Origin of the sequence: Paucisalibacillus globulus DSM 18846, from assembly GCF_000482485.1 — a bacterium.
Taxonomy (GTDB): Bacteria; Bacillota; Bacilli; order Bacillales; family Amphibacillaceae; genus Ornithinibacillus; species Ornithinibacillus globulus.
Genome location: NZ_KI519441.1, coordinates 32,763 through 47,961 on the forward strand (window position 1 = coordinate 32,763; position 15,199 = coordinate 47,961).

Genomic DNA, 15,199 nt, shown 5'->3' on the forward strand with positions numbered 1-15,199 from the left:
GAAAGAAGGGAATATGGTGAGAAGTTCATTTAAGAAAACTCTTCTTTTGGTTTTCGTAGCAATTCTTTTTACGCTAATAACAGCGTGCAGCTCTGATTCAGAATCTAGCACGGCTGATAAGGATAAAGCAACTAACAATGAAGCAACAAATGCTGACCAAGAGAACAAAGTGTTAAATAATATTAATTTATCTGAGGAAAGTGGTGTTATTGGTAATACGATAACGTTTGAGGCAAATCAGCTTGAACCAAATCAAGACTACCAAATTAAGTGGAATGAATTCGATGGTTATTATGATATTCAAGGTATAAATTCATTTATTGGACCTAAATATTCAGAAGAAGAAATTATCCTTGTTGAAGGTACAAGTAATAAAGAAGGTATATGGGAAGGTTCGTTTGACATTCCAGATGGTTTTGGTGGAAACCATAATGTTTATGTAACACAAGGGGATGAAAAAATTGGACAAACTGGTTTCTTTGTAAAACCCCAATTTTCAATCGAGCCGGAATCGGGACCAATTGGTACAGAAATTACTATTAAAGTTAAAGGCTTAGGTTATGACACGTATAAATCCATGTGGCATGTAACATATGATAATAAATATACTGGTTCCGTTACTAGCGTGACAACAAATGGTACAACGGAAGCTAAATTTCGTGCCACAGGACATATTGGCGACCATTTCTTAAGTGTTCGTTCGGGATATCTAGGTTCACCGTATATTAACTTTGCTGACTCACCGTATGCAGAGTGGCCAGCACCAAACTTTAAGTTTACGATAACAGATGAAACACCACTAATTGAAGATTATGTAGAAGCAGCACCAGAGGCTGCAGATGGCGGTGTAGAAATGCCTCCTTTGGAAAATAAAGAGGGTGTGACCGTTGAACTAAAGAAGCAGGAAGGTAATGTTGGAGAAGCGAATAATTTATCTGTTTCTGGATTACCAGCAGAACAAAAGGTGAAATTGGTTTGGAATACCATGGTTGGAAGTCGTGTCACAAGTGCTGGTTTTGATGAACAGAGTGATGAACTTGCAACAGTCACTACAGATGCTGAAGGAAACCTAAGTTATGATTTTGAAATTCCAGATGACTTAGGTGGAATTCCACACCGAATTGACATTGTAGTAGATGGCGATGTATATGCACAGGTTTATCTACGTATACTTCCTTCCATTGTTAGCGTCGAGCCGAAGTCCGGGCCTGTTGGAACACCAATAAAAATCACCATTAAAGGTGGCGGCTGGACCGAGTTTGATAATGCCTATTATATGACATATGATAATGCTTATATGGGTTATATGTGTTCCTTTAATAGTCAAGGAACCCTAGAGTTTACAACATATGCAACTGGAGAGCCAGGACATCACTTTATGGATCTATATCCAGGAGTATATTGGCAACAAGAAAAGAATCCACTTGATATGACATTGATTCCACAACTAACTTATAGTGTGGATCACCCAGGTTCTGGGATGCCTGCTATCCGTATGTCATTCGAGATTACTGAATAAAATTAAAGGGTATTCGCATTTGTGAATACCCTTTAATTTATGCGAGATATTAACTTATTTTGTATTATCCCTTTTTGGATCTTGTTTTCTATTAATCGACTGTGCCTCTGTTTCCTCTGAAAATTCATATTGAAGGTCTCCAACTGGAGGAGTACGATATTCTCTTTGCCCTTCAGATACATCTTGTTCTTGCATATAAGCATGTAGGAATGGTTCAACTAATGACAAGAAAAAAGCTGCAAATAATGATGCTGCAACAATAGGCATCATTGTTTCGATTAAAAAGTAACTAAGAGTGGCTAAAGTTATAAATGCTAGGAAGAAATCAGAAATGCTAGCGACTACACTTCCAAATCGCCCTAAAATGAATAAATCACCAATAATATAGGTAATGGCAGTTGTTAGAATACTAACTAGGAACAAATTGAAAAAGGAAACATCATAGAAAATACCAAAAATAGAGAAGACGATAATGGTAGTAGCAATAAGCTTTATGCCAAGTACTTTTAGGTTCATTGCTAATGTCACCCTTTCAGAAGCATTGAATTTATGTTAGTATTTGTCAATTCTTCTGAAAATATGATATGAATAAATTAAATAATTACATTGGAGGATAGCTTGATGAAATATTTTGCCGTATTTTTGCCAATGAAAGATGAAGAGAAAAGTAAAAAATATCGTCCAGAACATTTAACTTTTTTACAAGAAAAGTTAGAGAGTGGCTATATTTTTGCTAAAGGTCCATTTGTTGATGGTGCAGGTGGATTAGTTATTTATCAGGCTGAAAGTTTGGAGCAAGTTGAGACAATGGTGAAAAATGACCCATATGTCGTAACAGGAGCTAGAAGTTACGATATTCATGAATGGGGTATGACTCAATAATAGAAAAGCCAAAGCGAGGTAAGTCGCTTTGGCTTTTCTATTATACCTATTTATCAGGGATTCCCCTGTCAATAACCTCTTGCAATAACACGCTGGTTTTCTATTATTTTGTATACTACCGCTTCCGTTAAACGTTTTGCAGTTTTCGGAATGACCGTTTTTAACACAGGATTAATTACTGGACCCATGAGTCCTTTTGCCGTTAAGTCAAGATTCCCGGTCATTTTCGTTTGAAGGTCAGTAATTCGTTTAGCTTCAAAAAATCCCTTACCAGAAACTTTTTCACTAATACCAGTTAAGGTAAATCTTACTATAGTGGGTTTCTTCCATTCGGTAATATCGATTTTCATACTGACTGTTTTTTGAAGCTTCCCAACATCCCCTCTAAATTTCCAGGTCGATTGTTTATCATTTAAAATTTGGTGATCGATATAACCAGGAACTAATGGAGCCCAATTGTTCATATCACTTACAAAATCCCAAATGGTCTCAATGGATACATCCACTTCTTTTGAAAATGAACCTCCAGGCATGCAATAACCTCCTTTTACTCATGTTAAAAAGTATATTAGTAATTCCATCTTTTATACGTTAAAGTTTCTTATCACGAAAGGGATACGTAGTAGTCAAGTCTTTATCCTATATCCACTTCGAATGGAACAGTAGTTAGATAAGGAAGTATCGAATTACAGATGTAGGATTTTGTCGAACAAAAGAAAATTATTTATTTTTCCCATAATTTATGCCTTTAAATTAGCTTTTTAAAGAAAATTTCATTGTAATTATTATATTTTAAGCCATTTTTCATGTCGAAATGAGTCTAAAACCATAAAAATACGAGTTGGATTTTATTATTGAATGTCATTATGATAAAGGTATTAGGTCGTAAGGAGGAGAACAATGTGGATAAAAATGAGTTAGTAGAGCTGAAAAGAAAGGTAGAACAACACGAAAAAACAATTGTTCAATTGATGGAAATTTTAGCTGCGACCAATCGTCTCTTATCAGAAATGAAATCTACAGCTAAATCCCCTACCATACATCTAACAACAAAAACCCTCAAGTATCCTCGTAAGGTGTCCTCTCCCCAATAAAAAATAAGGACTAGTCCATCCCCGGACTAGTCCTTATCCGCTTTCTAATAATATTGAAGAAAAATGTCGAAAGATGACGTTATTTCTTCTTGAGATTGTTCTATTAAATTGATAAAATTAATAGGTATGAATTCTAAAGTGATTTTATAGTAACTTAGTAGAATTGTAATTCAAACCTAATTAAGAGGAGATTATGCCATGTGCGGTTTTGTTGGCTTTTCAACAAATTCAATTGATATAGATAAGACAAGTGTAATAAAAGAAATGATGAATACAATTGGACATAGAGGTCCAGACAGTGATGGTTATTTTGTTGACAATCAAGTAACACTAGGATTTAGAAGACTTCAAATCATTGACTTAACCACTGATGCAAGTCAACCAATGTTTAACGAAGACGATAATATCTCTTTAATTTTCAATGGGGAAATTTATAACTATCAATCCTTGATGGATGATTTAAAGGAAAAAGGTCATATTTTCAAAAGCCAAAGTGATACAGAGGTTATTATTCACGGTTATGAAGAATATGGCGTGGAAATTCTACAAAAGCTACGTGGAATGTTTGCTTTTGCATTATGGGATAAAAAAGAGGAGTCTTTATTTATTGCAAGAGATTTCTTTGGTATTAAACCACTCTACTATACACAAAATACAACTGATAATTCGTTGCTTTTTGGTTCGGAAATTAAATCATTCCTAAAATTTCCAGGGTTTCAAAAAGAATTAAATAAAAAGGCTTTGAAGCCATATCTAACTTTCCAATATTCTGTTTTGGACGAAACATTCTTTAAAGGTGTTTATAAGTTACGACCAGGCCATTATATGATCTACAAAAATGGTCAAATGGATATTAAACAGTATTGGGATGTTAAATTTGATACAGAAGAAAATACGCTAGAGTTTTACGTGCAAAAAATTAAAGAAACGATGGAAGAGTCTGTAAAGTATCACCGAATTAGTGATGTTAAAGTTGGATCCTTCTTGTCAGGTGGAGTAGACTCAAGCTATATTACTGCACTCCTAAAACCAGATAAGACTTTCTCTGTTGGTTTTGAAGATTATGAAGGTATATTTAATGAAACGAATATCGCTGCTGACCTTTCTAGACAGTTAGGTATTGAGAACCACAAGAAAATAATAAGTGCGGATGAATTCTTTGATGTTATTCCAACGGTTCAATACCATATGGATGAGCCTCAGTCTAACCTTTCATCTGTACCACTTTACTTCCTTGCAGAGCTTGCAAGTAAACATGCAACGGTACTTCTGTCAGGTGAAGGTGCCGATGAAATCTTTGGTGGGTATGCATGGTATGAAACATCGAAAGAAATGCGTTTATACGAAAGAATCCCATTTTTCATGCGCAAAATCATTTCTACTGTTGCTAAAAACCTTCCAGAAAACCGAATGACGACTTTCTTAGTAAAAGGTGGTCAAAAGGTGGAAGAGAAATTTATTGGTCAGGCTAAAATCTTTGACTTAAAAGATGCTACTAAGGTCTTAAAAGATGATTATCAAGATGCTCCAACACCAGAGGAAATTGTAAGTGAATCTTACAAGAATGTTGCTGGAAAAGACAATGTATCTAAAATGCAATACGTAGATATGAAACATTGGCTACCAGGTGATATTCTTTTAAAAGCGGATAAAATGAGCTCTGCTCATTCCATCGAACTTCGTGTTCCATTCTTGGACAAAGAGGTTATGGAAATGGCAGGGAAAATTCCAGCACATTTAAAAGTGAATGATATGGATACAAAATATGTATTACGTAAAGCAGCAAATGAAGTTCTACCAGACGAGTGGGCGAATCGTCCAAAGGTTGGCTTCCCTGTACCTTTCCGTGACTGGATTAAAAAAGAAAAATACTACAACAAAGTACGTGAGGTATTTGAATCTGATATAGCACAAGAATTCTTTAATGTGGATGAGATTGTTAAATTCTTGGATGAACATTATCAAGGAAAAGCAAATCGTGCACGTTATATCTGGACTGTATATGTATTTTTAGTTTGGTATAAAGGTTACTTTATAGATATGGAAGACTAGGTAGAACTATTATAAGATTCCTAATGACAGGAATTATGATAGGGGTAGCTCACAGATGAAATTAATGATACGGAACTCCTTACTCTTCTTTTTTATAATCGTTAGCATTATTCTTGTCACAACACATCATGATCGAATTTATGCTTTTGTCAATGATATGTTTGATAAGAATTTAGGTGTGCTAACAATTCTTAGTGTGGATGCTGAATCTGGTTATTCGATTAATGGAGCAAAGTTTGAACTTATTGATATAGAAACAAATGAGGTAATAGCTAAGCATACTACTAATCGTAATGGGATGATTCGTGTTGAAAACATACCACTAAGTAAAACATATAAGATTGTCCAAACGGAAGTGAAAAAGCCCTATCAATTAATGACTGAGCCAAAAACGGTTGAGCTACTATCAAATCAACAGAAAGTTACGTTTGAGAATTCAGTTTTTCCGTCGATTACAACCTATAAGAAAACAGACGAAAATGAAGTATTTGTTACAGAAATGAATCTACCGGTAGAAACTGTAATGCAGGAGCCTGAGTTACCTAATGGATGTGAGGTAACGGCTCTTACTTCCGTACTAAACTATTATGGCTACGATGTTGAGAAAACCGTGCTTGCTGACAAGTACATGCCAAAGATACCATTTGAGGTAATAAATGGGAAGTTATATGGGGCTGACCCTAATAAAGCGTACGCTGGTGATCCAAGAAGTAAAAATCATGGATTCTTTAGTTATGTTCCCCCAATAATCGAGACAGCTAATAAATATTTTGGAAAGTCAAATGGTAGTCATACGCCTTATGATTTATCTGGGAGTACACCTGAAGAACTGTTAGACTATGTTCGTGAAGGGATTCCAGTAATTGTTTGGACAACAATTGATCAAAAGGAACCATTATTTAATTATTCGTGGTTAATTACTGGAACAAATGAGTCAATCGATATAATTAGAAACTCACATACAGTTGTTTTAACTGGTTATAGCGAGGAAGAAGTTTATGTGATGGATCCATTAAAGGGAAATATTGCATATCCTAAAGAACGATTTTTTCAGTTATATGAGAAGACGGGTAGTCATGCAATGGTCATCCGCTAATTTTGCCACAAACAATGGGTTTATTGTTTGTGGTTTTTTGTTGTTTATCAATATAAATTTAATAAACTACGATTCATTTCCTAGCTAGAATCAATCAAGAATTGCTAAGTAAAATAACTCAAGTTATGTAAAAAAAGGATAGTTAGCCCATCATAATGGACTAACTATCCTATAAGCATTATCAAAGTTTAACAGCCATATTGTTATGATATTATACCGTTCGAAGCATTATCTTCCTTTGCTGCATCCAGCATTAGGAATACTGCTGAAAGGATATGCATAATCATACCAACGAATGGAATCCAAGCAATACATGAAGTCACGATACCTAGAATACTTCCAGTTGAAGCACCACCGTCTTTTTTAGTAAGAACTAAAGTAATAATATGTAGGATAAGCATAATAAGTAAAGGAGTCCAAAGTAATCCCACGATAATCCCTGCGCCAAGTAGAGGGATACCTAGTAAAGCTTCTAAAGCACCGGTTACCCATTTCATAATTCTTGAAGTTGACATTTATTTCACCCCCAGCATTACATATATGTATGTTATGTAAATAAGATTATTGCATATAAATAGTAGCACAACATTTTACCTGTGCCGACATGAAATTGTCATGTTTTAGGGAAAAGTATTCCGATTTGCAAGTTTAAAATTGACATTTCGTAACGAATTGATTATATTTATAAAATTTATGAATAATTATATAGTAGTCCAACCTTTTAGGGAGGAGGGTTACAGCATGAAACGAAACAATCGTAGGCCAATGTTTATTTTGCTTCTTCTAATCGTTTTTGTGTTGTTAGTCTGCTATGTTATTTATACTTTTATACTTAATACTCCCTCCAATCAAGCTGAAAATGCGGTTGAGGAATTTTATACGTATGAACAAGAAGGTGCATTTTCCGACTCATGGGAAATGTTTCATCCTTATATGAAAGAACGATTTGAAAAAGGTTATTATTTACAGGATCGTGCACATGTATTTTTCAATCATTTTGGTGTTAATACCTTTTCATTTTCCATCGAAGATTCGGAATTAATACGAAACTGGCAAATTGAAGAGGATGCAGAGTTAATTGATGAAGTTTATCATGTGCCAGTAACACAGTATTATCAAGGGAAATATGGTAACTTTACCATTGCTCAAGATGTTTATGTTACAAATATTGACGGTGAATGGGCAATACTTTGGGATTATAAAAAATCAGAAACATCTTTGGAACCAGAATAAAATTAGGTAATCTACACCTTATAATTCATTCAGCTTTCTCGTATGATAATGACAATACTTGTCCACATGGTCGTAAATTCGAGAAGGAGGAAAAGTCATGAGTCAAAAAATTGCGGTTTTGATTCTTCATGGTGCAGGTACTCCTGAGGAAAACTTTGCAGATAAGTTAATTGAAAGGGTTAAGGCGGGTTTTGATAAGAAACTATCTAAGAAAAAGTCGGAAACAGAATTAGTTTTTGAACCTGTGTTTTGGTCTAGTATTTTTGCACCTGAACAAGATAAATTATGGAATCAGCTTAGGAATTATCGGAATTTGGATTTTGGTAGGCTAAGACGTTTCGTAATTGAATTTCTAGCAGATGCAGTTGCCTATCAACCAACTAGACTAGGCAATCAAAATTATGATAATGTACATTCCCTAGTGGCAAAATCGATTCAAGCTTTGCGTGAAAAGGCAGGGGAAAATGCCCCATTATGTGTCATAAGCCATAGTCTTGGTACCATTATTGCTAGTAATTACTTTTACGATCTACAATTTAAGCAAGAAAACATCGGAACAGAGACCAAGTCGTGTACTAACAATATTCCAATTGAACAATGCCAGACGCTTACCCTATTCTATACATTGGGAAGTCCAATGGCCATGTGGTCGCTTCGTTATATTGACTTTGGTTCTCCGATCTCTGTTCCCTCTCCAACTCTAAAACACTATTATCCTAAACTAAGAGGGGAGTGGCTAAACTTTTATGATAAAGATGATGTTTTAGCATTTCCTATTAAGGGGATAAATGAAGCTTATCATGACGCAGTTACTGAAGATGTTGAGGTAAATGCAGGAGGAATATTCACGAGTTGGAATCCTCTTTCACATTTAAAATACGATACAGATTCTCAAGTTATTAAGCCAATAGTAAACGGACTCGTTAGAACTTGGAAAACTATTAATTCAATGGACCAACGAAACAATGCTATTAATAGTAGTGTAAAAAAAGGATCATGAGCAATCATGATTCTTTTCATGTTTTTAGAAGTTCTTTATCCATACTCGTATAAATCAATGTATACTAGGAAAATTTTCCTTGAATTTACTAATTATAGCATAAAAGTATAAAAAATATTCCAAATCACTATATTTATATACCTACGTATACATTACAAATGTCCTAGTAAATGATAAACTTATTATTATTCATAAGGTAGATTGATACGGATAAAAATAGAACTAGTGCTCCCCAATCTATTAATAATGGAGGAATTTTCATGGGTCATGATTTAAAATATCAAAAGAATGGCCAGAAGATTAATAATAAACATCCCTTGTATCATTTTAAAAGACAGGTTTGGAATTCAAATGTAGATCAATATCCAGCTGTTATTTTTGAATGTAAAAGTGTTGATGATGTTATAGGAGCCATTCATTATGCTAATGAGAATGGATTAAAGATTACTGTACGTGGTGGTGGCTTTCATCCTGCGGGGAAGTCTGTTAAAGACAATGCGGTCCTTGTTGATTTGTCGCACATGAATGATGTCCATATCGATGAAATTAGCAGGATTGCAACAATTGGTGCAGGAGCAAAGATTTCAGAAGTAGATGAGGTTACACAGGAGTATGGATTAGCTGTTCCACTAGGAATGGTTTCCTGTATTGGAGTTTCAGGCCTTGCTCTAGGCGGTGGAATAGGCTATCTGCGAGGAAAATACGGTCTAACAAGCGATAGTGTTGTCGGGGTTCATCTCATCACTGGACAAGGAGAGCATATTTATGTAAATAAATTTCATCATCCGGAATTATTCTGGGCTATTCGGGGAGCAGGTCAGAATTTTGGAGTAGTAACGAAATTCGAAATGAAATTATATCCAGTTGCTCAACATATCCTCGCAATTGATGTAATCTATGACTATAAAGATTTACAACAAATTCTTGAAAAAGTAGAAAAATATCGTCAAACCGCTGTTGATGATATATCTTTTCATCTTGCCTTTTTCTATGGGGATAACGCAAAACCTTATATACGGCTTGTTGGTATGTATGATGGTGAATTAAATTTGAAAGTGGAAAAGGAAATCATTCAACCGTTGTTGGAGCTTGCAATACCAATAGCAGATAATACGGAAATAATGACATACATCGAAATGCAGAAAAAGTTTGATTCATGGGTTGGAGATAGTTTTGCAGTAGAAGGAATTTCATTGTTTTTTCATGAGCTTACTAATGAAATGATCCAATTATTAATTGAGGAATGTGAGAGTACAGAGTTTTCCCTTCATGTCACTATACTTGAATTTCATGGGAAAATGAATCGTATATCTGAATATGAGACTGCGTTTACTATTCGTGATGCTAATTATCTTCTAATTATTGATGCTGAAACTAGAAAAAATCAGGAAGCAGCTAATAAATGGGTGTATGACCTCTATGAAAAACTACTTCCATATTCCTACAAACAAGCCTCATACCTTAATAGCTCACAGGAGAATGAGGAGGTAATACGGAATTCATACAAATGTATTTTAGCTAGATTAGTTGCACTAAAAATGGCATACGATCCAGAAAACCTTTTTTGCTCGGAACGTAAATTATTGGATTAAAAAAGCTGGGATAAGTGTATGAATCAAAGAGAATAAACGTCCCAGCTCTAATCTAATCATGTTATTCTAAATAATCTCCATATACGTGTCATCAACTGCATACGATTTTTGACATTTGCCTTTTGATAAATACGGCTTAAAGCTTTCTTTACCGTTATCTCTGCAATATATAATTCATTGGCAATTTCGATGATTGGCTTGTCTTCTAATAATAACTTAATGATATCTTGTTCCCTTGATGTTAAAGAAAATTCCTCTGTTAAAATGTCCATTTTACTGAGAGTAGTTATACCTGCAATAAATTGCTTCAAATAAGGAATGAGTCTTGGACCACTAAGATCTAACAAGAATGTTGGTGTAGGTTGTTTCATAAGATAGTCATCATGTGATGCCCCATCTACGGTTTGAAACCCAAACTTATACAACAACTCCTGGAAAAGCTTTAAAGGTGTCGATACAACGAGTATTCCTCCAGAAAAAACAAACGGTAATAAGCTATACAATAAGAAACCACGAGCAGCATTGTCGGTTGGATCCTTATACTCTTGATAACGGATAAAATAACCAGCGCTTTTTTCGACCGGAACATTGTAATAGTTTCTTTCCACTTCCGATAAATTTGCAAAATATGCTCTAGAAACGGGCTCGTTTTCTAAAAATGGTAATGTTTGTTTATTAATCGGAACGTTTATTGAAATCCCAATTACTTCCCCGTCTTTTTTTAGTAAACTTGCACCATCATATCCCATCTTCTGAATGTAACTTGGACCAATTAGTTCCTGTTCTAATTGATTATGTTCTAATGATGCATCGAATTGAAAGGAAAGGTTTGTTGATCTATTATAAAAATTGGTCTTACTTACGGTCAGATTATTATTTAGATATGTAAAAAAATCTTCCACCTCATGAAAATTGTATTCATCGATAGGTTCTAAATACATTGTTGTATCCATTGAGCTATCATCTTGAAAGAATACAGATTGAATAACGTCATCACCAATATGATAAAAGAAAGAAGCAATATCTTCTTTGCTTGGCTGAGTTATAATTCGAGTGTAATAAAATTGAATAATTTTATTCGTTAAGAAAAGATAGCGGTCATGATTTCTTTGCTTTAATTCAATAGAGATGGCATCCCGAACTAGTTCATGAATAGTCCAACCGACCTTTGTCTTTTGAATAAAAGAAAGGGAAACAAGTTCATGGAATGTATTTGTTGGGATTTCATAGTTTAAAATTTGTGAAATGGTATATTGATCAAAGTGGCGTAATAATGCTGCAATTTCAATGAATTTTATTAAGCTCTCATCTTTAACTTCACTTAACCATCTGCGTGTCAAAGTGCTTAATGCTTCTGCATTATTTTTGAAAATATTGATAGTCTCAACATCTACAACATCACTAATCGTTGCTAACGATAATAATAATGGATGTCCATTTGTAAATTCCCATATTTTTTTTATGGTAGATTCATTTGTTATCCCATTGCTTTGCAAAAAGCGTTTAGTGTCATCAAAACTGAAGGAAGTTAACTCTATTTGCTTTGTAATCTTTCTCCAGGCTGGCGATTCTTGCCATTCTCCAGTTAACTCTTTCCTTCCAGCAAGTATAATAGAAACCCTAGGACTAAGCTTCCGAATAAAAACATTTCGGAACCATCTATCGAGATTATCCATTTGTTCATATGTATCAACAACAATAAAAATCTTTTTTTCAAAATCATTAATTTGTTCAATGCAATCTTGTATGGATTTAGGATTGGTATTATCAATATGTAAATGAGTAGCTAGCATGGAATGTAAGTAGTCCGTAAAATCATCTATCGTATGGTTAAAGTCCTGCGTATCTAAATGTATAAAAGGGATATTTTCCTTACCAGCTATTATTGCAAATTCATATAATAAATAGGTTTTGCCAATACCACCTTTTCCATATAAATTAATAACTTTGAACTCCGGGTATTCTTTTTGAATCAGGTTTTGAAACAACTTTATCTCATCATTTCTGCCAAAAAAGTAAGCTTCTTCTACCTCTTGTATAACCTGATTAATTCGCTTATTTTCTATTAACTTGTCCAACTACTTACCCCCTTCATTTATACTTTTTAGAAAATTCCTGTTATTTAAAATATAAAATAGTACTATTGACCTGTCAAGACAGAAGTGAAGATAGGGAAATTTTTCCTCGAATTGTGAGGTTATTGGGGAAATTTATATAAAACCTACTAATCATTGAATAGAAGTTGATTGAAGTTCGCAACCTACGAAAGAACAGACAAGTATCTGTTCAATACCCACAAGGAGTGAGCGTTTTGGCTAATAACAATAATAGGAATAAATTGTTAGTGCCAGGTGCAAAGAATGCAATGGATCAAATGAAAGAGGAAATTGCAAATGAGCTTGGTGTACAGCCAGGAGCTGACACTACAGCGCGTGAAAACGGATCTGTGGGTGGCGAAATGGTCAAAAGAATGATTCAAATCGCCGAACAGAGTATGCAGAATGGTCAAAAATAGCATACTCGAAAGGGGCTCCTGAAATCAGGAGCTCCTTTTATTGGTTTCTCTAAACTTGAGTATAGATTAGGAGAACGTCAGAAATCTCAAAGGTATAATTTCTGAAAATGAGGCGTTAACTTCATAACTCTTTTTTCTTAACTTAGTAAATAGGTATTATAAATAAGCTGCCACTGTAAATATTTCCTATAATGATATCAAAACGTGTATCATAATCTAAAGAGTATTGAATATTCTGAGGAGGATGCATGAATGAATCCATTAATAGGTATTGTAACCTCAACCGAGATAGAACAGGAGACTTACTTTACATCTACTGATAATGTAAATGCAATTATTAGAGCAGGTGGAATCCCGATTTTATTGCCCTATTATCAACATGAGAAGACAATCGAAGAGATTGCTAGTAAAATAGATGGACTTTATGCAACAGGAGGATATGATATTGATCCTACTTTGTTCGGTGAGGAACCACATCCAAAGCTAGGTACAATTATTCCAGAAAGGGACCATTTTGAGATTGCCTTAATGAAGAAAGTGCTGGTGCTGGATAAACCAATTTTAGGTGTTTGCCGTGGAAGTCAAACATTAAATATCGCACTTGGTGGTGATATGTATCAAGATATCTATTCGCAAAAAAACTCCAGAGAATTATTGCAGCATCAGCAAAAGGCACCTAATAAACATGGGTCCCATTTTGTAGATGTAAAAGAAGGTTCTCTTTTGAATCGAATAACTGGGGAGACAAGACTAAGAGTAAATAGTCGTCATCATCAAGCAAACCGGAAAGTAGAAAAACCTTTGCAAATATCCGCTCGGGCAAGTGATGGAATTGTTGAAGCAATTGAAAGTACAAAACATCGATTTGTTCTGGCACTTCAGTGGCATCCAGAGAATATGTTAGTGGCAAATGATTTGGCTTCGGAGGCTATTTTTAAAGGATTTATAGCTGCTTGTAGTGGAAATGAATAGGTGAAGTAAAAGGATTTTGAGTTAAAACAGGATATGCATAGGGATAACAGTAAAATATGTCCCAAATTTCATTACAGACAAATAAATTCTAAAAAGGGAGGATCTTCAAATTGAAAATAATCGATACACATTGTGACGCACTTTTAAAACTACAATTATCTAGAAGGATACCTTTTTCCAAAAAACAACTACAATTCAAAGACTCCCCAGAGCTAAATACAAATCTCCAATTTTTAAGGAAAGGAGATATAAACGTACAGTTTTTCGCAATTTTTATTATGCCAGATGTTCCAATAGATGAAAAATGGCAGCATGCACTGGAGCAAATTGATATATTTTACCATAAAATACTTGGGAAGAATCCAGAGATGAAGCATGTGAAAGATTGGCAAGATATTAAGAATTTGAAGGTTGGAGAAATAGGTGCAGTATTGACGCTAGAAGGTGCGGATGCATTTGGAAATGACCTTGCAAAACTACGAATGCTGTACCAGCTTGGCGTACTTTCTATAGGATTAACATGGAATAACGCAAATCTATGTGCAGATGGAGTAGAAGAACCAAGGGGCGCTGGTCTAACTGCCTTTGGTAAAGAAGTAGTGCAGTTAAATAATGAAAATGGTGTATTAACGGATGTATCTCATCTTTCAATACGAGCGTTTTGGGATGTGATGGAAATAGCAAAATACCCAATAGCAAGCCATTCGAATGTTTTCACTTTGTGCAACCATCCACGTAATTTGAACGATGAGCAAATAAAAGCAATGTTCGCACAGGATGCTATGATTCATGTTGTTTTCTGGCCACCTTTTATTAATCATAAACAAAGTGATGCTACCATCCATGACTTGATTCGTCATATTGATTATTTATGTGAGCTTGGAGGAATCAAAAATATAGGCTTAGGATCAGACTTTGATGGAATATCTTCTTTTGTAACAAACTTAGAGAATGCATCAAAATATCAAAACCTAATTAATGAATTACTTAAGCATTATTCGGAAGATGAGGTTAAAGGATTTGCTCATCAGAACTTTATCAATCACTATGTGGAAGGAGGAATTGTATAAAGGCCTACTCTTTGTATAGCTTTTTTAAGTTAGATTTTAATTGGTGATATTGTATTGAAACTTTCTATATACGGTATTGATAGAAAGTGCGCGGTAACTTTATTAATAATTTAAGTTGTGAACCTAACTGGCTTCGGTTCAAAATGATGTGAATGATGCTCTTATACATCATTT

General features: G+C 34.5%; 15 protein-coding genes. 11 read left to right on the forward strand and 4 right to left on the reverse strand.

The genetic code is table 11. The features are described from left to right. Positions 1 to 16 precede the first annotated feature (16 nt). A complete protein-coding gene (locus tag K332_RS0121005; protein ID WP_026909246.1) occupies positions 17 to 1,519 on the forward strand; it encodes a hypothetical protein in 1,503 nt (500 codons plus the stop codon). A gap of 54 nt (positions 1,520 to 1,573) precedes the next feature. On the opposite strand, the gene K332_RS0121010 is transcribed toward K332_RS0121005, so the two are convergent. Further along, a complete protein-coding gene (locus tag K332_RS0121010) occupies positions 1,574 to 2,035 on the reverse strand; it encodes a YndM family protein (protein ID WP_026909247.1) in 462 nt (153 codons plus the stop codon). Positions 2,036 to 2,140: 105 nt separating this feature from the next. On the opposite strand from K332_RS0121010, the gene K332_RS0121015 reads away from it, so the two are divergent. After that, the gene (locus K332_RS0121015; RefSeq protein WP_026909248.1) at positions 2,141 to 2,401 is read left to right on the forward strand and encodes a YciI family protein; all 261 of its coding nucleotides are present in this window, start codon (positions 2,141 to 2,143) and stop codon (positions 2,399 to 2,401) included. Positions 2,402 to 2,469: 68 nt separating this feature from the next. Here the strand turns inward: K332_RS0121015 and K332_RS0121020 are convergent, their stop codons facing one another. Beyond that, positions 2,470 to 2,934: an SRPBCC family protein gene (locus K332_RS0121020; RefSeq protein ID WP_026909249.1), complete on the reverse strand. Its 465-nt coding sequence runs from the start codon at positions 2,932 to 2,934 to the stop codon at positions 2,470 to 2,472. A gap of 369 nt (positions 2,935 to 3,303) precedes the next feature. Between K332_RS0121020 and K332_RS0121025 the strand changes: the two genes are divergently transcribed. The 3 genes from K332_RS0121025 to K332_RS23445 all read left to right on the forward strand — a co-directional run bounded on the left by K332_RS0121025 (position 3,304) and on the right by K332_RS23445 (position 6,643). Then, positions 3,304 to 3,495: a hypothetical protein gene (locus K332_RS0121025; RefSeq protein WP_026909250.1), complete on the forward strand. Its 192-nt coding sequence runs from the start codon at positions 3,304 to 3,306 to the stop codon at positions 3,493 to 3,495. A 198-nt stretch (positions 3,496 to 3,693) separates the two neighbouring features. Then, positions 3,694 to 5,547, forward strand: a complete 1,854-nt coding sequence (asnB, locus tag K332_RS0121030; RefSeq protein ID WP_026909251.1) for an asparagine synthase (glutamine-hydrolyzing) — start codon at positions 3,694 to 3,696, stop codon at positions 5,545 to 5,547. Between the two features lie 55 nt (positions 5,548 to 5,602). After that, a complete protein-coding gene (locus K332_RS23445; RefSeq protein WP_051359574.1) occupies positions 5,603 to 6,643 on the forward strand; it encodes a C39 family peptidase in 1,041 nt (346 codons plus the stop codon). 203 nt (positions 6,644 to 6,846) lie between these two features. Here K332_RS23445 and K332_RS0121040 read toward each other — a convergent pair whose 3' ends face one another. Further along, positions 6,847 to 7,158 carry a hypothetical protein gene (locus tag K332_RS0121040; protein WP_026909252.1) on the reverse strand — a complete coding sequence of 104 codons (312 nt, stop codon included), beginning with the start codon at positions 7,156 to 7,158 and terminating at the stop codon, positions 6,847 to 6,849. Positions 7,159 to 7,384: 226 nt separating this feature from the next. Here K332_RS0121040 and K332_RS0121045 point away from each other — a divergent pair, with 226 nt between their 5' ends. The 3 genes from K332_RS0121045 to K332_RS0121055 all read left to right on the forward strand — a co-directional run bounded on the left by K332_RS0121045 (position 7,385) and on the right by K332_RS0121055 (position 10,468). Beyond that, positions 7,385 to 7,876: a hypothetical protein gene (locus tag K332_RS0121045; protein WP_026909253.1), complete on the forward strand. Its 492-nt coding sequence runs from the start codon at positions 7,385 to 7,387 to the stop codon at positions 7,874 to 7,876. A gap of 97 nt (positions 7,877 to 7,973) precedes the next feature. Further along, positions 7,974 to 8,876: a hypothetical protein gene (locus K332_RS23095; RefSeq protein WP_051359575.1), complete on the forward strand. Its 903-nt coding sequence runs from the start codon at positions 7,974 to 7,976 to the stop codon at positions 8,874 to 8,876. A 260-nt stretch (positions 8,877 to 9,136) separates the two neighbouring features. Continuing rightward, a complete protein-coding gene (locus tag K332_RS0121055) occupies positions 9,137 to 10,468 on the forward strand; it encodes an FAD-binding oxidoreductase (protein ID WP_026909254.1) in 1,332 nt (443 codons plus the stop codon). A 56-nt stretch (positions 10,469 to 10,524) separates the two neighbouring features. Here the strand turns inward: K332_RS0121055 and K332_RS0121060 are convergent, their stop codons facing one another. Continuing rightward, positions 10,525 to 12,546 carry a LuxR C-terminal-related transcriptional regulator gene (locus K332_RS0121060; RefSeq protein WP_026909255.1) on the reverse strand — a complete coding sequence of 674 codons (2,022 nt, stop codon included), beginning with the start codon at positions 12,544 to 12,546 and terminating at the stop codon, positions 10,525 to 10,527. Positions 12,547 to 12,779: 233 nt separating this feature from the next. On the opposite strand from K332_RS0121060, the gene K332_RS0121065 reads away from it, so the two are divergent. The 3 genes from K332_RS0121065 to K332_RS0121075 all read left to right on the forward strand — a co-directional run bounded on the left by K332_RS0121065 (position 12,780) and on the right by K332_RS0121075 (position 15,025). Beyond that, complete coding sequence (locus tag K332_RS0121065; protein WP_026909256.1) at positions 12,780 to 12,983, forward strand: alpha/beta-type small acid-soluble spore protein; 204 nt, start codon at positions 12,780 to 12,782, stop codon at positions 12,981 to 12,983. A 252-nt stretch (positions 12,984 to 13,235) separates the two neighbouring features. Further along, positions 13,236 to 13,955, forward strand: a complete 720-nt coding sequence (locus K332_RS0121070) for a gamma-glutamyl-gamma-aminobutyrate hydrolase family protein (RefSeq protein WP_026909257.1) — start codon at positions 13,236 to 13,238, stop codon at positions 13,953 to 13,955. 110 nt (positions 13,956 to 14,065) lie between these two features. Then, the gene (locus K332_RS0121075; protein WP_026909258.1) at positions 14,066 to 15,025 is read left to right on the forward strand and encodes a dipeptidase; all 960 of its coding nucleotides are present in this window, start codon (positions 14,066 to 14,068) and stop codon (positions 15,023 to 15,025) included. Positions 15,026 to 15,199 lie beyond the last annotated feature (174 nt).